Origin of the sequence: Planomonospora sp. ID91781 (assembly GCF_015711595.1) — a bacterium.
GTDB lineage: Bacteria > Actinomycetota > Actinomycetes > Streptosporangiales > Streptosporangiaceae > Planomonospora > Planomonospora parontospora.
Window position 1 is genome coordinate 3,961,855 of the sequence record NZ_JABTEY010000001.1, and the last position, 21,478, is coordinate 3,983,332.

Annotated in this window: 22 protein-coding genes; 12 read left to right on the forward strand and 10 right to left on the reverse strand. The window is 74.2% G+C overall.

Annotation, left to right across the window (positions count from 1 at the left end):
- Positions 1-389: 389 nt before the first annotated feature.
- The 3 genes from HS048_RS17950 to HS048_RS17960 are packed head-to-tail and all read right to left on the reverse strand — an operon-like array spanning position 390 to position 3,485.
- Positions 390-1,484: an acyl-CoA dehydrogenase gene (locus HS048_RS17950; RefSeq protein ID WP_196467563.1), complete on the reverse strand. Its 1,095-nt coding sequence runs from the start codon at positions 1,482-1,484 to the stop codon at positions 390-392.
- Positions 1,481-2,614: an acyl-CoA dehydrogenase family protein gene (locus tag HS048_RS17955; protein ID WP_068901695.1), complete on the reverse strand. Its 1,134-nt coding sequence runs from the start codon at positions 2,612-2,614 to the stop codon at positions 1,481-1,483. The genes HS048_RS17950 and HS048_RS17955 overlap by 4 nt, the downstream gene beginning before the upstream one ends.
- On the reverse strand, positions 2,604-3,485 hold the full coding sequence (locus HS048_RS17960; RefSeq protein WP_196467564.1) for an enoyl-CoA hydratase: 882 nt from the start codon (positions 3,483-3,485) through the stop codon (positions 2,604-2,606). The genes HS048_RS17955 and HS048_RS17960 overlap by 11 nt, the downstream gene beginning before the upstream one ends.
- A gap of 145 nt (positions 3,486-3,630) precedes the next feature.
- Here HS048_RS17960 and HS048_RS17965 point away from each other — a divergent pair, with 145 nt between their 5' ends.
- The 4 genes from HS048_RS17965 to HS048_RS17980 all read left to right on the forward strand — a co-directional run bounded on the left by HS048_RS17965 (position 3,631) and on the right by HS048_RS17980 (position 8,143).
- Entirely contained in the window at positions 3,631-4,404 is a 774-nt protein-coding gene (locus HS048_RS17965) for an SDR family oxidoreductase (RefSeq protein ID WP_196467565.1), read from the forward strand.
- Positions 4,405-4,418: 14 nt separating this feature from the next.
- A complete protein-coding gene (locus tag HS048_RS17970) occupies positions 4,419-5,036 on the forward strand; it encodes a TetR/AcrR family transcriptional regulator (RefSeq protein WP_191897848.1) in 618 nt (205 codons plus the stop codon).
- 10 nt (positions 5,037-5,046) lie between these two features.
- Entirely contained in the window at positions 5,047-6,246 is a 1,200-nt protein-coding gene (locus HS048_RS17975; RefSeq protein WP_068901688.1) for an acetyl-CoA C-acetyltransferase, read from the forward strand.
- A gap of 196 nt (positions 6,247-6,442) precedes the next feature.
- The gene (locus tag HS048_RS17980) at positions 6,443-8,143 is read left to right on the forward strand and encodes a penicillin-binding transpeptidase domain-containing protein (protein ID WP_196467566.1); all 1,701 of its coding nucleotides are present in this window, start codon (positions 6,443-6,445) and stop codon (positions 8,141-8,143) included.
- A gap of 12 nt (positions 8,144-8,155) precedes the next feature.
- Here HS048_RS17980 and HS048_RS17985 read toward each other — a convergent pair whose 3' ends face one another.
- The 5 genes from HS048_RS17985 to HS048_RS18005 form a co-directional block, all read right to left on the reverse strand.
- Positions 8,156-8,827, reverse strand: coding sequence for an HD domain-containing protein (locus tag HS048_RS17985; protein ID WP_196467567.1), 672 nt, complete (start codon positions 8,825-8,827; stop codon positions 8,156-8,158).
- A 267-nt stretch (positions 8,828-9,094) separates the two neighbouring features.
- The gene (locus HS048_RS17990) at positions 9,095-10,063 is read right to left on the reverse strand and encodes an adenylate/guanylate cyclase domain-containing protein (RefSeq protein WP_196467568.1); all 969 of its coding nucleotides are present in this window, start codon (positions 10,061-10,063) and stop codon (positions 9,095-9,097) included.
- A gap of 145 nt (positions 10,064-10,208) precedes the next feature.
- On the reverse strand, positions 10,209-10,688 hold the full coding sequence (locus HS048_RS17995) for a VOC family protein (protein ID WP_230880870.1): 480 nt from the start codon (positions 10,686-10,688) through the stop codon (positions 10,209-10,211).
- Complete coding sequence (locus tag HS048_RS18000; protein WP_307832528.1) at positions 10,685-11,194, reverse strand: SRPBCC family protein; 510 nt, start codon at positions 11,192-11,194, stop codon at positions 10,685-10,687. Before HS048_RS18000 ends, HS048_RS17995 begins: the two co-directional genes overlap by 4 nt.
- Positions 11,191-11,547 carry a helix-turn-helix transcriptional regulator gene (locus HS048_RS18005; RefSeq protein WP_196467569.1) on the reverse strand — a complete coding sequence of 119 codons (357 nt, stop codon included), beginning with the start codon at positions 11,545-11,547 and terminating at the stop codon, positions 11,191-11,193. Before HS048_RS18005 ends, HS048_RS18000 begins: the two co-directional genes overlap by 4 nt.
- 250 nt (positions 11,548-11,797) lie before the next feature.
- Between HS048_RS18005 and HS048_RS18010 the strand changes: the two genes are divergently transcribed.
- The gene (locus HS048_RS18010; protein ID WP_196467570.1) at positions 11,798-12,400 is read left to right on the forward strand and encodes a phosphoribosylanthranilate isomerase; all 603 of its coding nucleotides are present in this window, start codon (positions 11,798-11,800) and stop codon (positions 12,398-12,400) included.
- Between the two features lie 121 nt (positions 12,401-12,521).
- Here the strand turns inward: HS048_RS18010 and HS048_RS18015 are convergent, their stop codons facing one another.
- Positions 12,522-13,163: an FMN reductase gene (locus HS048_RS18015; protein ID WP_068901678.1), complete on the reverse strand. Its 642-nt coding sequence runs from the start codon at positions 13,161-13,163 to the stop codon at positions 12,522-12,524.
- 76 nt (positions 13,164-13,239) lie between these two features.
- Entirely contained in the window at positions 13,240-14,358 is a 1,119-nt protein-coding gene (locus HS048_RS18020; protein WP_068901940.1) for an LLM class flavin-dependent oxidoreductase, read from the reverse strand.
- A gap of 163 nt (positions 14,359-14,521) precedes the next feature.
- On the opposite strand from HS048_RS18020, the gene HS048_RS18025 reads away from it, so the two are divergent.
- The 7 genes from HS048_RS18025 (at position 14,522) to HS048_RS18055 (ending at position 21,477) form a co-directional block, all read left to right on the forward strand.
- The gene (locus HS048_RS18025) at positions 14,522-15,523 is read left to right on the forward strand and encodes a CapA family protein (RefSeq protein ID WP_307832529.1); all 1,002 of its coding nucleotides are present in this window, start codon (positions 14,522-14,524) and stop codon (positions 15,521-15,523) included.
- A 158-nt stretch (positions 15,524-15,681) separates the two neighbouring features.
- Complete coding sequence (locus HS048_RS18030; protein WP_196467572.1) at positions 15,682-16,440, forward strand: hypothetical protein; 759 nt, start codon at positions 15,682-15,684, stop codon at positions 16,438-16,440.
- Between the two features lie 219 nt (positions 16,441-16,659).
- Positions 16,660-17,850, forward strand: coding sequence for an ergothioneine biosynthesis glutamate--cysteine ligase EgtA (gene egtA / locus HS048_RS18035; protein ID WP_196467573.1), 1,191 nt, complete (start codon positions 16,660-16,662; stop codon positions 17,848-17,850).
- A 56-nt stretch (positions 17,851-17,906) separates the two neighbouring features.
- Entirely contained in the window at positions 17,907-19,232 is a 1,326-nt protein-coding gene (gene egtB, locus HS048_RS18040) for an ergothioneine biosynthesis protein EgtB (RefSeq protein ID WP_196468022.1), read from the forward strand.
- On the forward strand, positions 19,233-20,003 hold the full coding sequence (gene egtC, locus HS048_RS18045) for an ergothioneine biosynthesis protein EgtC (protein ID WP_068901672.1): 771 nt from the start codon (positions 19,233-19,235) through the stop codon (positions 20,001-20,003).
- The gene (gene egtD / locus HS048_RS18050) at positions 19,973-21,061 is read left to right on the forward strand and encodes an L-histidine N(alpha)-methyltransferase (RefSeq protein ID WP_153054528.1); all 1,089 of its coding nucleotides are present in this window, start codon (positions 19,973-19,975) and stop codon (positions 21,059-21,061) included. Before egtC ends, egtD begins: the two co-directional genes overlap by 31 nt.
- Positions 21,062-21,066: 5 nt before the next feature.
- The gene (locus HS048_RS18055; RefSeq protein WP_230881731.1) at positions 21,067-21,477 is read left to right on the forward strand and encodes a YciI family protein; all 411 of its coding nucleotides are present in this window, start codon (positions 21,067-21,069) and stop codon (positions 21,475-21,477) included.
- The last annotated feature ends 1 nt before the right edge of the window (position 21,478 follow it).

Sequence of the window (21,478 nt, forward strand, 5' to 3'; positions counted from 1 at the left end):
AGGATTGGAAATCCGCCGCCGGTAGGCAGGGGATCCTTTCGCGATGAGATGTTAGGACGGGAATATCTACGGGGCAAACCGGCTCGTGTCCTCATCCGGGCAGCTGATTGATATTTCAATCAGAAAGCGCTTCCTCGGCGGTCGGCGTGACCGGTCGCCGGGCGCGGCGGTCGCGCGCGGCCATACCCGTCCACGGTGCCGCGGCCCAGGTCGCGCTTCCATGTGAATGTGGTAATCCGAAGTGACCGATTTTCGCGGTGGACTTTCTTTGGCGCGTTTTTCCGCGAAAGTGATATGGGTCACATTCCGTCAGCGCGGTGACGGCATGGGCGGCACCGGGGACCGAGAGCCCGTCAGTGCGGTGGCGACACGGGCACGGTGGAAGGGGATCAGCCGCGCGTCAGCGCGGCGACGACACGGGCGCGGTGGAGGGCGGGGGAGCCCCAGGCGGTGTGCAGGGCGCGGGCCCGGCGGATCCAGAGACCGAGGTCGTACTCGTCGGTGTAGCCGATCGCGCCGTGCACCTGCAGGGCGGTCCGGGCCGCCGCGTAGGCGGCCTCCGAGGCCGCCGCCTTCGCGGCCGACACGTCGCGCGGGAAGTCCGGCGAGCCGTAGGCCAGCGCCGCGCCGTACACCAGCGGGCGGGCGTACTCCAGACCCACCAGGGTGTCGGCCAGGCGGTGCTTGACCGCCTGGAAGGCGCCGATCGGCTGCCCGAACTGGTGCCGGGCCACGGCGTACTCCACGGTGGCCTCCAGCAGGCGGCGGCCCAGCCCGACCAGCTGGGCGGAGCAGGCCAGCGTGCCCAGGTCGCAGGCGGCCTCCGCCGCCGCGCGCACCGCCGGACCGGAGGCCAGCACGGTGCCCGCCGCGACCGGGGAGAGCCTCCGGGCGGGGTCCAGTGAGGACCGCGCCGCCCCCGGGACGGCCTCGCAGAGCCGGTCGCCGTCCACCACCCAGACCGCGTCGGCGAGGTCGGCGTCCAGCGCGTACGGCACGGCCGGCGGCAGGACGAGCGAGACGGCGGCCGCGCCCTCCGCGATGCGCGGCAGCCACTCCGCCGCGAGCCCGTCACCACCGGGCCCGCCACCGAGCTCGTCACCGGGCCCGCCGGTCGGGGGTCCGTCGCCGGGGGAGCGACCGGCGGGAGGCCCTCCACCGGGTCCGTCGCCGGGGGAGCGGCCGAGCCGTGCCAGGAGTTCGGCGGCGGCGGCGGTCTCGGCCAGCGGCCCGGGTGCGGCGTGCCGCCCCAGCTCGTGGAAGGCGGTCACCAGTTCCACCGGGAGCGGCCCCGCCCCGCCCGCCGCCTCGGGCACCGCCGGTGCCAGGACCCCGGCCCCGGCGAGCGAGCGCCACAGGGCCCGGCAGGGTTCCGGGTCCCCGCAGGCGCGGGCGCGGATCACGGCCGGGGTGTCCGCCCCGGCCAGCAGTTTGTGCAGGGTCTCGCCGAACAACCGCTGTCCGGCGTCGAGGACGAACTTCACCGCGGCCCCCTGGGCAGGCCGAGCACACGCTCGGCGATGACGTTGCGCTGGATCTCGTTGGTCCCGGCGTAGATCGGACCGGCCAGGGAGAAGACGTAGCCCTCCAGCCACTCGCCCTCCAGCTCGCCGTCGGGGCCCAGCAGGTCGAGCGCGGTCTCGTGCAGCGCCAGGTCCAGCTCCGACCAGAAGACCTTGTTGACGCTCGACTCGGCCCCGGCCCCGGCGCCGTCGGTGCGGGAGACGGTCTCGAAACCCTTCAACCGGTAGGCGCGGGCCCGGATCCAGGCGTCGGCCACCCGGTCGCGCAGCGCGCCGTCGGCGGGGTCGGCGCGCTCGCGCCAGAGCGCGACCAGCCGGTCGGCGGCGGCCGTGAACCGGCCGGGACTGCGCAGGGTGAGCCCGCGCTCGTCGCCGGTGGTGGACATCGCCACCCGCCAGCCGTCGCCCGGTGCGCCGACCACGTCGGCGTCCGGCACGAACACGTCGTCGAAGAAGAGCTCGGCGAAGGCGGGCCTGCCGTCCAGGCGGCCGATCGGGCGGCGGGTTAGGCCCTCGGCGTCCAGGGAGAACATCAGGTAGGTCAGGCCCCGGTGCCGCTCGGCCCGCGGATCGGAGCGGAACGGGCCGAAGCCCCGGTCGGCGAAGGCCGCGCGCGAGCTCCACGTCTTCTGGCCGTTCAGCCGCCAGCCGCCGTCCACCCGGGTCGCGGTGGCGCGCAACGAGGCCAGGTCGCTGCCCGCCTCCGGCTCGGACCAGGCCTGGGCCCAGACGACCTCGCCGGAGGCCATCGGCGGCAGGATCCGCTCCAGCTGCTCGGGGGTGCCGTGCGCGAAGAGCGTCGGGGCGAGCAGGCTGACGCCGTTCTGGCCGACCCGGCCGGGCGCCCCGGCGGCGTGGTACTCCTCCTCGAAGACCAGCCACTCCAGCGGGCTCGCGTCCCGCCCGCCGTACCGGGCGGGCCAGGAGACGACCGACAGGCGCGCGTCGTACAGCTCGCGCTCCCAGGCGCGGTGCGCGGCGAAGCCCTCCGCGGTCTCCAGCGAGGGCAGGGGTACGGCGGGCACGTGGGCGCGGAGCCAGTCGCGCACCTCGGCGCGGAACGGCTCGGCGGACGACAGGTCAAGGTCCATCGACGGCCGCCTCCGGCCCGTCGGGAGCGGACGCGGACCCGGCGGCGGCGGCCTTCATGCTCCGGGGATCCATGCCGGCCAGGGCGTCGGCCGCGGTCTCGGCGTTGTGCGCGTGGGCGAGGTGGTGCAGGCCGAAGACCGAGTCCATCCCGGCGTGCATGCCCTGCAGGTCCTCGGCCTGGTTGACGGCCTTCTTGGCCAGCGCCAGGCCCAGGCGGGGCATGGCCGCGATCCGCCCGGCCAGCGCGAAGACCTCCTGCGCCAGCCGCTCGCGGGGCACGACCCGGTTGACCATGCCCACCTCGTAGGCCCGTCCGGCCGTCATGCGGTCGCCGGTGTAGAGGAGCTCCCTGGCGACGCGCGGCGGCATCGCCCAGGGATGGGCGAAGTACTCCACGCCGGGGATGCCCATGCGCACCACCGGATCGGCGAAGAACGCGTCGTCGGAGGCGACGATCAGATCGCAGACCCAGGCGAGCATGAGCCCGCCCGCGACGCACGCGCCCTGCACCATCGCGATCATCGGCTTGGGGAGCTCCCGCCAGCGGCGGCACATGCCGAGGTAGACCTCGGACTCGCGGGCGAAGCGGCTCTCGGCGCCCTCCTTGCCGACGTGGTCCCACCACAGGCCGGCCCTGCGCCCGAAGGAGACGTGCGCGTCGCGGCCGGGGCTGCCGATGTCGTGCCCGGCGGAGAAGTGGGGGCCCTCCCCGGCCAGCACGACCACCCTGACCTCGTCGTCGGCGGCGGCCCGGTAGAAGGCCTCGTCGAGGGCGTAGGTCATCGCGGAGTTCTGCGCGTTGCGGTACTCCGGGCGGTTCATGGTGACCACCGCCACGGGTCCGCGCCGCTCGTAGCGGACCACGGTCATCGGGGGTACCCTCTCATTCTTTCTAACAACTGTTTGGTAGAGTAAATCACGTGAAGCCCGACGAGGAGAGGGGCCCGCGGCAGTGAAGCCGTCACCGACGCCGCCGGGACGCCCGGCCTCCCCGGAGTTCCCGGAGTCTCCCGGGGTGCCGCCGTACGTCCCGGGGCACGGCCTGCTGCGCGGCCGGGTCGCGGTGGTGACCGCCGCCGCGGGCACCGGCATCGGCGGCGCCTGCGCCCGCCGCCTGCTGGAGGAGGGCGCCCGGGTGGCGGTGAGCGACGCCCACGAGCGGCGGCTGGCCGGGACCCTGGCCACGCTGGAGGAGGAGTTCGGGACCGGGGCGGTGACCGCCGTGCCGTGCGACGTGACCTCCGAGGCGCAGGTGCGCGCCCTGTTCGCGACCGCCGAGGAGCGCCTGGGTCCGGTGGACGTGCTGGTCAACAACGCCGGGCTCGGCGGCACGGCCAGGCTCGTCGAGATGACCGACGAGCAGTGGAGCCGGGTGCTCGACGTGACGCTGACCGGGACCATGCGCTGCACCCGGGCCGCGCTGGCGCTGATGCAGCCGCGGGGCCGCGGCGTGGTCGTTAACAACGCCTCGGTGGTCGGCTGGCGGGCGCAGGAGGGCCAGGCCCACTACGCGGCGGCCAAGGCCGGGGTCATGGCGCTGACCAGGTGCGCGGCCGTCGAGGCCGCGCCGTACGGCGTGCGGGTCAACGCGGTGGCGCCCTCGCTGGCCATGCACGCGAACCTGGTCAGGGTGACCACCGAGGAGCTGCTGGCCGAGCTCACCGCCAAGGAGGCGCTCGGGCGCGCGGCGGAGCCCTGGGAGGTCGCCAACGTTATCGTCTTCCTCGCGAGCGACTACTCCTCCTACCTGACCGGAGAGGTCGTCTCCGTCTCCAGCCAGCACCCCTGAGAGGTCCGTCTCCCATGAGCCCACGACGCCGAGACTCCGAGAGCACCGCCACCGCCCGCGCCGGGCGGCGGGCCGAGCTGCTCGCCACGGCCGCGGAGGTGTTCGCGTCACGGGGTTACGCCGCCACCACGGTCCGCGAGGTGGCGGACGCGGCGGGCATACTCGGCGGCAGCCTCTACTACCACTTCGACTCCAAGGAGTCGATGGTCGACGAGATCCTCTCGACGTTCCTGACCGACATGTGGGCGTCCTACGACCGCATCACCGCCGCGGGGCTCGGTGCGCGGGAGACCTTCCACCAGCTGGTCGCCGAGTCGTTCCGGATGATCGACCTGTACCGCCCGGCGGTCATGATCTACCAGAACGAGTCCAGGCACCTGGCGGCGAGCCCGCGCTTCTCCTACCTGCTCGACTCCATGCGGCGCTTCCGTGAGATGTGGCTCTCGGTGCTGGACCGAGGCGTCCTCGACGGGGAGTTCCGCGCCGACCTCGACACCGGCCTGATCTACCGCTTCATCCGCGACACCGTCTGGGTGGCCGCGAGCTGGTACCGGAGCGACGGCCCGCTGAGCGCGGACGAGATCGCCCGGCAGTACATCGTGATGGTCCTGGAAGGGATCCTGGAGACCTGAGGAGTTCACCGTGGCCAGCCGGACGACCCCCCGAACGGCACCCCGAGCGGCCTCCCGGACGGCGGAGGCCTACATCGTCGAGGCGGTCCGCACCCCCGTGGGGCGGCGCGGCGGCGGCCTGTCCGGGGTGCACCCCGCCGACCTGGGCGCGCACGTGCTGACCGCGCTGATGGAGCGCTCCGGGGTCGACCCGGCCGCGGTGGAGGACGTGGTCTTCGGGTGCGTGGACACGGTCGGCCCGCAGGCCGGGGACGTCGCCCGCACCTGCTGGCTGGCGGCCGGCCTGCCGGAGGAGGTGCCCGGCGTCACGGTCGACCGGCAGTGCGGCTCCTCGCAGCAGGCGGTGCACTTCGCCGCGCAGGCCGTGCTCTCCGGCACCGCCGACCTGGTGGTGGCCGGCGGCGTGCAGAGCATGTCGCAGATCCCCATCGGCCACGCGATGACCGCCGGGCAGGCGCTCGGCTTCGACACGCCCTTCACCGGCTCGAAGGGCTGGCGGGCCCGGTACGGCGAGCAGGAGGTCTCCCAGTTCCGCGGCGCCGAGATGATCGCCGAGCACTGGGGCGTCTCCCGCGAGGAGATGGAGGCCTTCGCCTGCGAGTCGCACCGGCGGGCGGTCCGGGCGATCGACACGGGGCGGTTCACCCGGGAGACCGCGCCGCTGGAGGGCGTCGAGCACGACGAGGGGCCGCGCCGCGACACCTCGCCCGAGAGGATGGCCGGGCTGCGGCCCCTGGTGCAGGGCGGCCGGCTGACCGCGGCGCTGGCCTCGCAGATCTCCGACGGCGCCGCGGCCCTGCTGATCGCCTCCGAGGAGGCGGTGCGCGTCCACGGCCTGCGTCCCCGCGCCCGCGTCCACCACCTCTCCGCGCGCGGGGAGGACCCGATCCGGATGCTCTCGGCGCCGATCCCCGCCACGGCGTACGCGCTGGGGAAGGCGGGCATGGCGATCGGCGACGTCGACGTGGTGGAGATCAACGAGGCGTTCGCCCCGGTCGTGCTGGCCTGGCTGAAGGAGACGGGCGCCGACCCGGCGCGGGTCAACCCGAACGGCGGCGCGATCGCGCTGGGCCACCCGCTCGGGGCCACCGGCGCCCGGCTGATGACGACGCTCCTGCACGAGCTGGAGCGCACCGGCGGCCGGTACGGCCTGCAGACCATGTGCGAGGGCGGCGGCCAGGCCAACGTCACCGTCATCGAACGTCTATGAACACGGGTTCATCGGCCGGCTCATGCACCCGCATCGAGGAAGGACTCTGGCGCGCCGGGTGAGTTCACCGGACCTGAAATGACCGCCTATCACATATGAAAAGCGGAACAATCAAGGAAAATCATGGTCCCTGATCACCTGCCGTTCTACGATCTTCTCCTCGGCGCATGTCAACGGGGAACGGGGCACGGGGAACATGGACGCGATGCGGGACCGGCGGTTCCTCGCGTTGATCGCCGTGGCGATCGCGATCGTCCTGTTCGGGCTCTACTCGCTGGTGGCCGGAGCGGACGCCGGGGACGCCGGTGACGGCGTGGGCGCAGCCGAGCGGTCCCGCCCGGGCCCGGCCCGCACCCGGGTCATGGAGCTCTCGCCGGTCCCGGACTCCGAGCCCGCCCCGTCCGCCGTGTTCACACCCGCGCCTGCCACGTCTCCGGCACCCGCGCCCCCGACACCCGCCCCTGCGGCGTCCGCGCCCCCGACACCCGCACCCGCGCCGCCGGAGGGACCCGGGCCGGTCGCGGCGAGGTACTTCGACGCCTGGCGGGCCGGTGACCTGACCGCCATGGCGGGCCTGGTCGCCGACCCGCCCCCCGACTTCGCCGAGCGGCACCGCAGGTTCAGCGCCGAGCTGCGGGTCACGTCGGTCTCCCTGACCCCCGGCGCCGCGTCCGGCGGCGGGGACACCGCCGAGGTCCCCTTCTCCGGGGCGCGGGAGGTCGCGGGGCTGGGCCGGTGGGAGTTCTCGTCGGTCCTGCGCCTGGCGCGGCGGGATGGCTCCTGGAAGGTGCTCTGGTCGCCGGAGACCCTGCACCCCGCGCTCGCCGGCGGCGGGACCCTGCGCCGCAGGGAGACCCCGGTGCCCCGGCCCGCCACGCTCACCCGCGAGGGCCTGCCGTTCCCCCGCGACAGCAGGGCGGGCGACCACTACACCGGGCTGGAGGGCACGGCGGTCGACGTGGAACTGGTGGAGGAGCCCTCGGGCCGGGTGCTGCTGGCCGCCCGCGCCCCCGAGGTGCCGGGCACGCGGACCACGATCTCCCGGGCCGTGCAGGCCGCCGCCGCCCGCGCCCTGGACGGCGTCGGGCAGCCCGCCGCGATCGTGGCCGTGGACGTGCCGACCGGCCAGGTGCGCGCGGTGGCGGACACGCTGGGCGCCAAGGGGGCGTTCGCGGGTCTCTACCCGCCGGGCTCGACGTTCAAGGCGGTGACCGCCGCCGCGCTGCTGCGCACCGGCCTGACCCCGGACTCCCCGGTCCCGTGCCCGGGGGGCTACACCCTCCCCAACGGCCGGCACTTCGACAACGACGGCGGCGCCGACCACGGCACCGTGTCCCTGGCCACGGCCTTCGCGCTCTCCTGCAACACCACCTTCGCCCAGCAGGCCCACGAGCGGCTCCGCGGCGGCGGGCTCCGCGCCGAGGCCGCCGACCGGTTCGGCTTCCGGGAGAAGCCGGGCGCGAGCACCTGCCGCATCCGGGACGCCGTCACCGCGGACGACCTCGGGGCCGACGCCATCGGCCAGCACTCGGTGCTGGCCAGCCCGCTGTGCATGGCCGAGGTCGCCGCCGCGGTCGCGAGCGGCACCTGGAGGCCCGCGATCACCACCGAGCAGCCGCCCGCCGACGTTCCCGCCCCGGTGCCGCTGGACGAGGGTGTGGCGGCCGGCCTGCGGGCGATGATGGACGCCGCGGTCACCCGGGGCACGGCCGCCAGGGCGGGGCTGCCCCCCGGTACGGCGGGCAAGACCGGCACCGCGGAGGTCACCGGCATGCCCTCCCACGCCTGGTTCATCGGCTACCGGGGCGACCTGGCCTTCGCGGTGCTCGTCCGGAACGGCGGGAGCGGCGCCGCCGTGGCGGCCCCGGTCGCCGCCCGTTTCCTCCAGGCACTCTGAATCCATCGGGGGTCACGGCTGCGGCCGGTAGCCGTCGTAGTCGTGCCAGCTCGGCTCCTGGGTCATCAGCCCGTGCCAGGTGGGCCACTCCTCGCCGGTCCGCTGCCGGAGGAGCTCGCCGGGCATGGTGTACGGCGGAGCCTTGTGCGGGTTGCCGGCCGCCTGGCCGACGATCGCGTCGTACAGGACGGCCGCGGCGTGCAGGCGGGGCAGCACCGCGTGGACGCGGTCGGCGTAGCCGTCCGGGAGGCTGTACGGCCCGCCGGGGCCGAGATCGAAGCCTGCGCCGGCGGTGACCAGCGCGATCTCCGGCCGCTTGCGCAGGGCGATGTCGTAGCACAGATGCAGGGCGACCGCGTCCCAGACGACCTCGACCCTGTCGGACGCCACCCCCTGCTCGCGGAGGAAGCCGGCCGCCAGGTCGGCGCCGTCGAGTTCGAAGCGCCGGCCGCCGTTGCCCTCGTCGCTGAGGCCGACGTCGTGGAGCACGCAACCCAGGAACAGCAGTTCGTCGTCATAGTCGCGGCCGGGCCGCAGGCCCTGCTCCTCGCCGATGAAACGGCCGTAGAGGTAGGTGCGCATGCTGTGGTTGAAGATCGCGGGGTCCTCGATGCCGCGGGCGAAGCGCATCGCGTTCAGGGCGAGGTCGGTGCGAGGAAACGGCAGGTCGCCGTAGGATTCCATCGGAGTCGTCCCTTCCGTGTGGCCGCCGGGCGCCGCGGAAGCGGCGCCGGACGGCCGGCTCCGCCGGCGCGGAGGCGATGGCGGCAGGAGGGCGCACCACGGAAGAGCGCGGTCCGCGGACCCCTGCCTTCAGAATGCCTGAAGCCTAACTGAAGCTTCAGTCGGCCTGAAGGTCGGGGTGGTGTCCGGCTCCCTCCCGCCCGGGTGCGTTCCGTGTCCGGGAGGGGGATCGTCCGGCCGGGGTGCGTTCCGTGTCAGGGAGAGGGATCATCCGGCCGGCGTGGAGGCGGGTCGGCCCCGGGCGATGACGTACGGGACCAGCTCGCCCATCCCGCGCACGGTGAGCGGGTTCACCGGCCGCAGCTCGAAGGAGGCGTCGCCCTCCAGTTCCTCGGCCACCGCGGGCCCGGCGAGCACGGCGTCGGCGGGGGCGAGCGCGGTGAGCCTGCTGGCCAGGTTGACCGTGGTGCCGAACACGTCGCCCATGCGGCCGATCACCTGACCGACGGCCAGCCCCACCCGCAGGGCGGGCATGCCCCTGGTCCGGGCGTGGACCTCCACGAGCCGCAGGGCGATCTCGGCCGCCGCGGCGGAGGTGTCGGCGACGAACAGCACCGAGTCGCCGAGCGTCTTCACCACCCGGCCCTCCGAGGAGGTGACCACGTCGGCCGACCGGCTCTCGAAGCGCTCGACGAGGCGGGCCAGCTCCGTCTCGGTGATCTGGCGGCTCAGCCGGGTGAACCCGACCAGGTCGGCGAAGCCCACGGCCAGCCGTACGGTGCTCGTCTCCTGGTCCACGACGCGGCCCGCCGCGGCGGCCAGCTGCCGCCGCCAGGCGTAGACCAGCAGCTGCTCCAGGTCCGGCACCACCCGGTCCGCCCGCGTCCGCCAGGCGGACGCGCGCTCGCCGAGCGGGACGCCGGCCTGGTCGAGGACCTCGGCCCCGAGTACGGCCTGCGACTCGGCCAGCCGGGCGGTGGCCCTGCCCAGCGACCGGGTCACCAGGAGCGCGTGCTCCTCGTCGTAGGTCCCGTCGCGGACCAGGCCGACCAGCGTCCGGAGCGCCTCGACGTCGGAGTCGGTGAACTCCACCGCGTCGTCCGGGACGTTGGCGAAGCCGAAGGCGCGCCAGAACCGCCGCGCGCGGTACATCGGCACGCCGGCCATCGCGGCCACCTGGTGGCTCGTGTAGCGGCGGTGCTGCCGGAGGAACGCGCCCGCCAGTTCGTCCGTCAACGGATCCTCGACCGTGGTCAACCTGCTCGTTCTGGCCCCCGAGGGGGAATCGCAACATACATCCTGCATGCTGCCAGATGCCAGGACGACCGGGACGCCCCGTCCGCCGATCCCCGTGCCGGGCCGATCCCCGTGCCGGAAGCCGTCAGACGCGCCAGGGCATGTGCTGGAGCGTCCAGGTGTTGCCGTCCGGGTCGGCGAAACGGGCGTAGTGGACGCCGCCCAGATCCTCGACCGGTTCCACGTCGGTGCCGCGCTCGATGAGCTCCATGCGGGCCTTCTCGATGTCGCTCACCACCAGGTGCAGGCCGCGCAACGTGCCGGCCGGCATGTCGAGGGAGTCGATGCCCTCGGTCAGGGTGATCGAGCAGGCCGAGCCCGGCGGGGTCAGCTGGACGACGCGGACCCCGTCCGCGGGCCGCACGTCGACGTCCACCTGGAAGCCGAGGCGGTCGGCGTAGAAGGCCTTGGCCCGGTCGATGTCGGTGACGGGCACCGGGACGAGCTCGAGGAGGAACATGCCGGGGCGGACCGGCGGCGCGGCCGGGTCCGCCGGGACGTCGGCGACGTCGGCCGGGATCTCCGTCTGCGCGGGCCGGGCCGGAGTGGGCTGGATGTCGGTCATCGAGGTTCGCCTTTCATGGTCATCTCGGTGAGCACCCCCGCGAGGCGTTCGTACGCCTCACCCGCGCCGCGTTCCATGGGGGTGCGGAGCACGCTGTCGCGGATCTCCCGCGAGGGGTAGTGTGCCGTGGTGGTCATCGCGGTCCGGCCGTCCCGCTCGTCGAAGACGGTCGTGACGAGGGCTTCGCCCTCCTCCCAGCCGTCGTGGACCTCGCTCTGGACCAGTCGGCCGGGCGCGTCGACCTCGTGGAACACCCCGCCGAGGCCCATCTCGGCGCCGTCCGGCCCGCGCGACACGAAGCGCCAGGCGCCGCTCGGACGCAGGTCGACCTCGCAGACGACGAGGTGCCAGCCGCGCGCGCCGTGCCACCGCCGGAGCAGCTCGGGCCGGGTGAAGGCGTCGAAGACGAGCCGGCGGGGTGCGGCGAAGGTCCTGGTGAGCACGAGGCCGGTGCCGGGCAGCGCCCGCACCGTCAGGCCCTCGCCCTGTTCCCGCCGCGGCGTCACGGGGTCTCCCGCTCGGGGGCGTCCGGCCCTTCGTGGCCGAGCTCGTCGAGCAGGGCGTCCAGCCGCCGGTAGCTCTCCTCCCAGTAGGAGCGGTAGCCCGCCAGCCAGTCGACGGCCTCCTTGAGCGGGGCGGCCTCCAGCCGGCAGGGCCTGCGCTGCGCGTCGCGCCCCCGGGAGACCAGTCCGGCGCGCTCCAGCACCCGCAGGTGCTTGGAGATGCCCGGCTGGCTCATCGTGAACGGCGCGGCCAGCTCGGTCACCGTGGCCTCGCCCTCCATCAGCCGGGCGAGGATCGCCCGCCGGGTGGGGTCGGCCAGCGCGGCGAACGTCGCGTCGAGAACGTCGGCAGCCATGTTGATTACCTTTCGGTTTTATAACCAGATGGTTTTTTAGCGTGCCGGATCGCGGCCTGTCAAGGACCGTGGCTCCGTGGCCGCCCACACGCCGACCGACGGGCGAGGGGCTGCCGACGAACGATGGACGACGAGATGTCGTGGGCGGGCGACGGACGGATGGGGTGCCGTCGGCGGGCGACGGCCGCGATCCGGCGCCGAGGCGGCCCTATGCGTGTGGATCCACGGGACAGGCCTTAGGGTGCACAGCGTGTACGTGAAGATCTGCGGGCTGCGAGAGCCCGGGCATGTGGCCGCGGCGGTCGAGGCGGGCGCGGACGCGATCGGTTTCGTCCTCACCCGCAGTCCCCGGCGGATCACCCCGGAGCATGCGCGTGAGCTGGCCGCGGCGGTGCCCGCGCACGTCCTGACCGTGGCGGTGTTCGCCGGAGAGGCGCCGGAGGAGGTGCGGGCGGCCGCGTTGGAGTCCGGGGTGCGCGCCGTCCAGTTGCACGGCGCTCATCCGCACGGGGACTTCACCGCGCTGAAGGACCTCGGCCTCACGCTGGTGCGCGCGGGCGCGGCGGGCGCGGACCTGCGCTGCGGCGCCTTCGACGAGGATCTGCTGATCGTCGACGCGCCCCGGCCGGGTTCGGGCGAGCCGTGGGACTGGTCTGCGGTGCGCGGGCGCCCGGAGGGCCGCTGGATGCTGGCCGGAGGCCTCGACCCGTCGAACGTGGCCCGCGCGATCACCGAGGCCCGCCCGTGGGGGGTCGACGTGTCGAGCGGGGTGGAGGTCGCGCCCGGCGTGAAGGACTCCGGGCTCATCCGGGAGTTCGTCGCCGCCGCCCGCGGCGGGGCGAAGCAGGCGTAGCGGCCGTCCCGGCCCTGGCGGGGCCGGGACGCGGGGCCCGCGGGCCGGTCGGCGGGAGCGCCGCGCCGGCGGTGTCGTCCCGCATCGGCGGCGGGCAGGGGCCCTGCCGCGCGGCTCCCGGTCAGGGGCGCAACGCCGCGAGCTGCTGCTCGAAGGGGACGACGGCATCGTAGGGGTCGGAGGCCCGCGGGGCGGGGCTGGATCCAGATCCGGACCGGCCCGTCACCAGGGCGGCCAGTTCCTCCGCCGCGCGGTCGATCCGGGCGGCGAGGCCGTCGGCGCCCGCGTCCCCGGCCGAACCCCAGTCCTCGGACGCGGCGTAGACCGCGGTGGGGACGACGACCGCGCGCAGGTAGGCGAAGAGCGGGCGGAGCGCGTGCTCCAGGGCGAGCGAGTGGCGCGCCGTGCCGCCGGTCGCCGCGATGAGTACGGGCTTGCCGGTGAGCGCGGTGTTCTCGATCACGTCGAAGAACGACTTGAAGAGCCCGCTGTAGGAGGCGGTGAAGATCGGCGTCACGGCGATGAGGCCGTCCGCCTCCGCCACCGCCTCGACCGCCTCGCGCAGCGCGGCGCCGGGGAACCCGGTCACCAGGTTGTTGGCGATGTCGACGGCCAGGTCGCGCAGCTCCACCACGCGTACCTCCACCGCCCGCTCTCCGGCCAGCTGTGCGCGGACCGCCCCGGCGAGCCGGTCGGCCAGCAGCCGCGTCGACGAGGGCCGGCCGAGACCGGCCGAGACGGCCACGATCTTCAGGGTTTCCATCGGGTTCTCCAGTGCGGTGGGTGCGGGAGGGTGGATCAGGCGGCGGGGCCGGGGGTCTCCCCGGCGGTACGGCGGATCAGGCGGCGGGACCTGTGGGGACGGGGGTCTCCCCGGCGGTCCCGGCGGTACGGCGGGCGACCAGGGCCGCGTGGGTGGGGCCGTCCGGCACACCGGCGGGACGGCGGGCGGCGAACTCCCTGCGGAGCACCGGCACGACCTCCTCGCCGAGGATGTCGAGCTGCTCCAGCACGGTCTTCAGCGGCAGGCCGGCGTGGTCCATCAGGAACAGCTGGCGCTGGTAGTCGCCGAAGGACTCGCGGAAGGTCAGCGTCCGGTCGATCACCTGCTGCGGGCTGCCCACGGTGAGCGGGGTCTCGGCCGTGAACTCCTCCAGCGACGGGCCGTGGCCGTACACCGGGGCGTTGTCGAAGTAGGGGCGGAACTCGCGTACCGCGTCCTGGGAGTTCTTCCGCATGAACACCTGGCCGCCGAGCCCGACGATCGCCTGCTCCGGGGTGCCGTGGCCGTAGTGGGCGAAGCGCTCCCGGTAGAGGCCGATCAGCCGGATGAAGTGCTCCTTCGGCCAGAAGATGTTGTTGGCGAAGAACCCGTCGCCGTAGTAGGCCGCCTGCTCGGCGATCTCCGGGCTGCGGATCGAGCCGTGCCAGACGAACGGCGGGACCCCGTCGAGCGGCCGGGGGGTCGAGGTGAAGCCCTGCAGGGCGGTGCGGAAGCGCCCCTGCCAGTCCACGACGTCCTCGCGCCAGAGCCTGTGCAGCAGCGCGTAGTTCTCGACGGCCAGCGGGATGCCCTGCCGGATGTCCTGCCCGAACCAGGGGTAGACCGGCCCGGTGTTGCCGCGGCCCATCATCAGGTCGACGCGCCCGTCGGCCAGGTGCTGCAGCATGGCGTAGTCTTCGGCGATCTTGACCGGGTCGTTGGTCGTGATCAGGGTCGTGGCGGTGGAGAGGATGAGCCGTTCGGTCCGGGCGGCGATGTAGCCGAGCATGGTCGTCGGCGACGACGGCACGAAGGGCGGGTTGTGGTGCTCGCCGGTGGCGAAGACGTCCAGGCCGACCTCCTCCGCCTTGAGGGCGATGGCCACCATCGCCTTGATCCGCTCATGTTCGCTCGGCGTCCTGCCCGTGGTCGGGTCCGTGGTGACGTCGCCTACGGTGAAGATCCCGAACTGCATCGTGCTCACCGTCCTCCATATCGTTGAACTTTCAACTTTCCTCAGCGCTACAGAACGAGAGCGTATTCCCTCCGGCCGCCCTCCCGGCGGGCGCGGGGGAATCGTTCCGGTGAGAGCGGGTAAGGGCGCAGGGAGCCCTCGACCGGGAGGGACGATGACCTCCGTGACCTCTGAGACGGCCTCCGTGACGGCCTCCGTGACCTCCGCGACCGCCACCCTCGCCCTGGCGGGGGACACCATGCTCGGGCGCGGCGTCGGCGAGCTGCTGGCCGGGCCCGCGGACCACCTGTCCGGCGAGATCCGCGCGCACCTCGCCGCGGCCGACCTCGTCGTGCTCAACCTGGAGTGCTGCGTCTCCGCCCGGGGCGAGCCCTGGGACGCGCCGGGCAAGCCGTTCCACTTCCGGGCCCCGCCGCGGGCCGCGGGGCTGCTCGCCGGGCTCGGGGTCGGATGCGTCACGCTGGCCAACAACCACGCGCTGGACTACGGGCGCACCGCGCTGCTGGACACCCTCGGCCACCTGGACCGGGCCGGGATCCGGACGGTGGGGGCCGGGGCGACGGAGGAGGAGGCCAGGGCGGGCGCGGTCCTGGCGGCGGGCGGTCTGCGGATCGGCGTGCTCGGCGTCACCGACCACCCGGACGACTTCGCCGCGGGCCCGGACACCCCCGGGGTCGCCTACGCCGGCCTGCCGTACGGCGTCCCGTCCTGGCTGACCGACCGGATCGGCGCGCTGCGGGAGAAGGCCGACCTCGTGCTGGTCACCCCGCACTGGGGACCCAACATGACCACGGAGCCCCTGCCGTACGTGCGCTCCGCCGCCGGGACGCTGGTCGCCGCGGGGGCGGACCTGGTCGCGGGCCACTCGGCGCACCTGTTCCACGGCGTCGCCCCGCCCGTCCTGTACGACCTCGGTGACTTCGTCGACGACTACTACGCCGACCCGGACCTCCGCAACGACCTGGGCCTGCTCTTCCTGGTCACCCTGGACGGGCGGGGACCGGTACGGCTGCGCGCGGTGCCGCTCAGACTGGAGTACGGCCGCACCGGCCCGGCCCGCGGCGGGGACCGGGAGTGGATCCGGGACCGGTTCACCGCCGCCTGCGCGGCCCTGGGCTCCGAGGTCCGGGAGGAGGACGGCCTGCTCGTCCTGGACCTCCGCTGAGCGGCCCCCCGCTCGTCGGCGCGGTAGGTGATCGACCGCTCCGGGCCGGTCAGCGGGTCGACCCCGGCGAAGTGGTCCCAGTGAGGACTTTTACATGGTCACGGACAAGAGCCGGTGCCTAACGTTCTGCTCGGGCGACTCCAACCGCAAGGAGTGACATGAAACTGATCGCAGCGATCGCCGCCACGATGGTGCTCACCTCCTCCCCGGCCGTGGCCGAACCCGAGGAGAGCGACAGGGAGATCCCCCTGGCGCACATCGAGTACACGACCGGTCTCACCGTGAGCTTCTCCGACAGCCGGCCCTCCAACGAAGTGGGGATGTCCCAGCTCGGGATCATCGGCGGCGCGCCGCTCATCGACTGGGAGCGGAGCAACAGTTACCTGCAGACCTACCTGGAGATCACCCCGTCCGACGTGCCGGTGCCCCGGCGCCTCGTCGAGGACCACGGCACCGACCTCCCCGCCGAGCTGCAGGGGCGGCGGATCACCAGCGAGCCGGTCACCGTACGCGGCCTGACCGCTCCGGCCGGCGCCGTGCTCTCCGCGTCGTGCACCGCCGAACACTGGGGCTGGCACCTCTGGCACGACAACGCCCAGGCAGGCCTGGCTCCCAAGTCGTACACCACCCTCGACTTCGGCGGTTTCAAGGAGCGTCGTGCGGAGAGCTTCGTCTTCAACTGCCTGCCGGCGGGCTCACCGAGTCATCTGTGGGCCCGGCACCGGCTGTACTACTGGAACGGCACCGGTTGGTGGAAGCACGCGGACGTGAAGGTCGGCCCGGGGCTTCAGTCGGAAAAGGTCAAGGGCACGGTCAAGCGCCACCGCAAGGTCACCTACGACGACGGCTGGGGGTCCAGCCCCAACTGCCTCAGCGGGGCGTGCAGGTACACCCGTGAGGGACGTTTCACCAGCTGACGGGCGTGTGCGGGAGCCGCGGTGCGCGGTCGGGCCGGAGGAACGCAGGGGCGCCCGGCTTCCGGCGGCCCCGACCGCCTCGATCGCGACGCGCGCCTCGAAGGATCATCGGGACGGGGGCGGCGTCGATCGGCGAGGCGGACGCGATGTTCTTCTGAGATCTTGTCTTGCTCCGGTCCCTGGGAGATGGTGGAGACCGTGTGCCGGACGGGAGGTGGCATGTCCTTTCTCACCGAAGACGACGTCTACGACCATGTCCACGGGATCTGCTTCAAGACCGGCCCGCCCGGGCTGACCGGCATCGAGTCGGAATGGCTGGTCACCGATCCGGCCAGACCCGGCGAGCACGTCCCCCTGCCCCGCCTCACCGCCGCCGTCCAGGCGGCCTCCCCGCTGCCCTCGGGCAGCGCCGTCACCTACGAACCCGGCGGCCAGCTGGAGCTCAGCTCCCCGCCCCTGCCCGGTCCGGCCGCCGCGCGCCGGGCCCTCGAGGCCGATCTGCGCCACCTGGACCCGCACCTGGCCGTCGCGGGACTGCGCCGCACCGGATACGGGCTGGATCCGCACAGATCCCCCCTGCGGCAGCTGGACCTCCCCCGGTACACCGCGATGGAGGCGTACTTCGACGCCCGCAACGCGGCCGGGCGCGCCATGATGTGCTGCACCGCCTCCATCCAGGTCTGCCTCGACATCGGCAGCGACCCCGCCGACGCGCGCGCCCGCTGGCGGCTGCTGCACCGGCTGGGGCCGGTGCTGGTGGCGGCGTTCGCCAACTCGCCCCTGTGGCGGGGGCGCCCCACCGGCCGGCGCTCCACCCGGCAGGCCCTCTGGGCGGCGCTCGACCCGTCGCGCAGCCGTACCGTGCCGGACGGCGGCCCCGACCCGGCGGCGGCCTGGGCGCGCTACGCGCTCGACGCGCGGGTCATGGCCGTGCGGCGGCGGGACGGCCCGTGGGCCGTCGACCCGGGCCTCACCTTCCGGGACTGGCTCGGGGGAGGCCGGTACGGCCGGCCGACGGCCGACGACCTCGACTACCACCTGAGCACGCTGTTCCCGCCGGTCCGGCCGCGCGGCTGGTTCGAGCTGCGGATGATCGACGCCCTGCCCGAACCGTGGTGGCCGGTGCCGCTCGCCGTCGCGGCCGCCCTGACCGACGACCCCCGGGCCGCGGACGCGTGCGCCGAGGCCGTCGAACCCCTGCCCCCGGACGCCTGGGAGGACGCGGCCCGCACCGGACCGGGCGGGCCGGGGCTCGCCCGGGCGGCGCGGACCTGCTTCGCAGCGGCCCGCGACGCCCTGCCCCGGATCGGGGCCGCCGACCTGGTGCCCCTGGTGGACGCCTACATCGAACGCTACGTCGAACCCGGCCGGTGCCCGGCCGACGACCTGCTCTGCGAGGTGCCGACTTGACCACCGAGGATGTGACCACCGAAGGCGTGAACAGCGCGGACACGACCACCGCGGACATGAGCACCGAGGACGGGATCAAGGAGCGCGTCGCCGCCGAACTGGAGGCCGTACGGCGGCGCAGCCTCGGGCTGACCGTGGACGTCCTGGACACCGGGGAGCTGACGGCCCAGCACTCGCCGCTGATGTCCCCGCTGGTGTGGGACCTGGCCCACGTCGGCAACTACGAGGAGCAGTGGCTGGTGCGGGCCGCGGCCGGGGACGCGCCGCTCCGGCCGGAGATCGACCGGCTCTACGACGCCTTCGAGCACCCCCGGGCGGACCGGGTCGCGCTGCCCCTGCTGCCGCCGCGCGAGGCGCGGAGCTACCTCGACCAGGTGCGCTCGCGGGTGCTGGACTCCCTCGGCCGGGTCCGGTTCACCCCCGACCGGCCGCTGCTGGCGGGCGGCTTCGTCTACGGGATGGTCGTCCAGCACGAGCACCAGCACGACGAGACGATGCTCGCCACCCACCAGCTCCGCCGGGGCGGCCCGGTGCTGGACGAACGGCCCGCTCCGGTGCCCGGCGCCCCTCCCGGGCCGGCGGAGGTCCTCGTCGGGGAGGGCCCCTTCACGATGGGCACGGACGGGGGAGGGGCCGGGGGAGGCGACCCCTGGTCCTACGACAACGAGCGCCCCGCCCACACCGTGCACCTGCCCGCCTACTGGATCGACGCCGCCCCGGTCGCCAACCGCGCCTACCTGGAGTTCGTGGCGGACGGCGGGTACGACCACCCCCGCTGGTGGACGCCCGCCGGGTGGGAGTGGCGCAACCGGTCGGGGAAGCGGACCCCGGCCTTCTGGGCGCGGGAGGGCGGGCAGTGGACGCGGCGCCGCTTCGGCCGGACCGAGCCGCTCCCGCCGGACGAGCCGGTGCAGCACGTGTGCTGGTACGAGGCGGACGCCTACGCCCGCTGGGCCGGCAAGCGGCTGCCCACGGAGGCCGAGTGGGAGAAGGCGGCCCGGTTCGACCCCGCGACCGGGACCTCCCGCCGCTTCCCCTGGGGCGACGCCGATCCCGGACCGGACCACGCCAACCTGGGCCAGCGCAGGCTGGGCCCCGCCCCGGCGGGCGCGTTCCCCGCGGGGGCCTCGCCGTACGGCTGCCGGCAGATGATCGGCGACGTGTGGGAGTGGACCTCGACCGACTTCACCGGCTACCCCGGGTTCGCGGTCTTCCCCTACGCGGAGTACTCCGAGGTGTTCTTCGGCACGGGGTACAAGGTGCTGCGCGGCGGCTCGTGGGCGACCCACCCGTCGGTGGCCCGGGCCACGTTCCGCAACTGGGACTACCCGATCCGCAGGCAGATCTTCGCCGGGTTCCGCTGCGCCCGGGACGCCGCCTAGATGTGCCGCCACCTGGCCTACCTCGGGCCGCCCGTCACGCTGCACGAACTGCTGCACGTCCCGGAGCACTCCCTGCTCACCCAGTCCTACGCCCCGCGCCGCCAGAAACACGGGCTGGTCAACGCCGACGGGTACGGGGTGGGCTGGTACCACCCCGGCCGCGCCCGCCCGGTCCGCTACCGCAGGGCCGCGCCGATGTGGGCGGACGCCTCCTTCGCCGAGGTCGCGCAGGTGGTCTCGTCGGCCTGCGTGCTGGCGGCGGTGCGCAGCGCCACCCCGGGCTTCCCCGTCGACGAGTCCTGCGCCCAGCCGTTCACCTGCGACGACCGGCTGTTCAGCCACAACGGCAGGATCGACGCCTTCGCCGCGGTGGAGGAGCGGCTGCGCGGCCTCGGCGAGAGCGGCGTCCCCGACGCCCGCGCCCCCGTCGACTCCGCGCTGCTGTTCGCCATGGCCGTACGGCTCTGGCGGCGGGGGAGTCCGCTGGACGGCGCGCTCGCGTCGGTCGCCGCCCGGGCCGCCGCGCTCGCGCCCGGCCGCTACAACCTGCTCGCCACCGACGGCGTACGGCTGGCCGCCACCGCCTGCGGCGACAGCCTGTACCTGCGGTGCGACGGCGAATCCGTGGTCATCGCCTCCGAACCCTTCGACGACGACGCCCGCTGGCGGCCGGTCCCCGACGGCTCCCTCGTCACCGCGGACGCGCACGGCGCCGTCATCCGCCCGATCAAGGAGATCGCATGTCCGAACCCGTTGTCGAGCGCCACCTGACCCCGGACGACCTGGCCAAGTCGCTCCGCCGGGACGTGTACGACGGGCTGGCCGCCGCTCCCCGGACGCTGCCGCCCAAGTGGTTCTACGACGAGCGCGGCAGCGGGCTGTTCGAGGAGATCACCCGGCTGGAGGAGTACTACCTCACCCGCGCCGAGAAGGCGATCCTGCGCGGGCGGGCGGCCGAGGTCGCCGCCGCGACCGGGGCCGACACGCTCATCGAGCTGGGTGCGGGCTCGGGGGAGAAGACCCGGCTGCTGCTCGGCGCGCTGCGCTCGGCCGGCACGCTCCGGCGGTACGTGCCGGTCGACGTCAGCGGTGACTTCCTGGTCGCCTCCGCCCGGCGGATCGGCGCCGAGTACCCCGGCCTGTCCGTGCGGGCGATCGTCGCCGACTTCGAACGGCACCTGGACGTCCTGCCGGACGGGGGCAGGAGACTGGTCGCCTTCCTGGGCTCGACCGTCGGCAACCTGTCCCCGGCGGAGCGCCGGTCGTTCTACGGGGGACTGCGCGCGGCACTGGGGCCCGGCGACTCCCTGCTGCTCGGGTTCGACCTGGTCAAGGACCCGGTCCGGCTGCTCGCGGCCTACGACGACGCGCAGGGGGTCACCGCCGAGTTCAACCGGAACGTGCTGCGCGTCGTCAACCGGGAGCTGGGCGCGGACTTCGTGCCCGAGGCGTTCGAGCACGTCGCCGTCTGGGACGCCGAGGCCGAGTGGATGGAGATGCGCCTGCGCTCCGCGACCGGCCAGCGGGTGCGCATCCCCGACCTGGACCTGGAGCTGGACTTCGCGGCGGGGGAGGAGATCCGTACCGAGATCTCCGCCAAGTTCCGGCTCGCGGGCGTGCGCGCCGAGCTGGAGGGCGCCGGGTTCGCCGTGGAGCACTGGTGGACCGACCCGCCGGGCGACTTCGCCCTGTGCGTCGCCGGAGTCGGGGAGAATGGCGAGCCGGTTCGAGATCCGGCCGCGGGCCGGTGTCCGGGACGGGGCGGCGGCTCCGACGTCTCCGTTGAGGGCGCCGGAGAGCCGGTGCCGGAAGCGGAGGAGAGACCGTGAAGTACATGATCCTGACCTACGCCTCGCAGCAGGACTACGACGCCATGGCGGGCCGGCCCGGTGAGCCGGGCGCCTGGTCCGCGGAGGACTTCGCGGCGGTGGGCGCGTTCATGGAGTCCTTCAACAAGGACCTGGAGGAGTCCGGCGAGCTCGTCGAGACGCGGGGCCTGACCGCCCCGGTCCACACCCGCAGGGTCGGGCCGCTGCGGGAGGGCGTGCCGGTCGTGACGGACGGGCCGTACGCCGAGACCCAGGAGGTCCTGGCGGGCTACTGGATCGTGGAGTGCGAGAGCTTCGACCGGGCGACCGAGATCGCGGCCCGGCTGGCGGAGTGCCCGGCCCCGGCCGACGTCGTCGCGCGCGCGGTGGCGGACGTGCGGCCGCTCGCCGGCTCCCAGGGCGACCTGGAGTTCTGAT

Excerpts from the sequence above, each read along its gene's own strand:
- HS048_RS17955 (WP_068901695.1), bottom strand. The coding sequence starts at position 2,614 with ATGGACCTTGACCTGTCGTCCGCCGAGCCGTTCCGCGCCGAGGTGCGC.
- HS048_RS17960 (WP_196467564.1), bottom strand. The coding sequence starts at position 3,485 with ATGACCGTGGTCCGCTACGAGCGGCGCGGACCCGTGGCGGTGGTCACC.
- HS048_RS17970 (WP_191897848.1), top strand. The coding sequence starts at position 4,419 with ATGAGCCCACGACGCCGAGACTCCGAGAGCACCGCCACCGCCCGCGCC.
- HS048_RS17980 (WP_196467566.1), top strand. The coding sequence starts at position 6,443 with ATGGACGCGATGCGGGACCGGCGGTTCCTCGCGTTGATCGCCGTGGCG.
- HS048_RS17985 (WP_196467567.1), bottom strand. The coding sequence starts at position 8,827 with ATGGAATCCTACGGCGACCTGCCGTTTCCTCGCACCGACCTCGCCCTG.
- HS048_RS17995 (WP_230880870.1), bottom strand. The coding sequence starts at position 10,688 with ATGACCGACATCCAGCCCACTCCGGCCCGGCCCGCGCAGACGGAGATC.
- HS048_RS18005 (WP_196467569.1), bottom strand. The coding sequence starts at position 11,547 with ATGGCTGCCGACGTTCTCGACGCGACGTTCGCCGCGCTGGCCGACCCC.
- HS048_RS18015 (WP_068901678.1), bottom strand. The coding sequence starts at position 13,163 with ATGGAAACCCTGAAGATCGTGGCCGTCTCGGCCGGTCTCGGCCGGCCC.
- HS048_RS18020 (WP_068901940.1), bottom strand. The coding sequence starts at position 14,358 with ATGCAGTTCGGGATCTTCACCGTAGGCGACGTCACCACGGACCCGACC.
- HS048_RS18030 (WP_196467572.1), top strand. The coding sequence starts at position 15,682 with ATGAAACTGATCGCAGCGATCGCCGCCACGATGGTGCTCACCTCCTCC.
- egtA (WP_196467573.1), top strand. The coding sequence starts at position 16,660 with ATGTCCTTTCTCACCGAAGACGACGTCTACGACCATGTCCACGGGATC.
- egtB (WP_196468022.1), top strand. The coding sequence starts at position 17,907 with ATGAGCACCGAGGACGGGATCAAGGAGCGCGTCGCCGCCGAACTGGAG.
- egtC (WP_068901672.1), top strand. The coding sequence starts at position 19,233 with ATGTGCCGCCACCTGGCCTACCTCGGGCCGCCCGTCACGCTGCACGAA.
- egtD (WP_153054528.1), top strand. The coding sequence starts at position 19,973 with ATGTCCGAACCCGTTGTCGAGCGCCACCTGACCCCGGACGACCTGGCC.
- HS048_RS18055 (WP_230881731.1), top strand. The coding sequence starts at position 21,067 with ATGATCCTGACCTACGCCTCGCAGCAGGACTACGACGCCATGGCGGGC.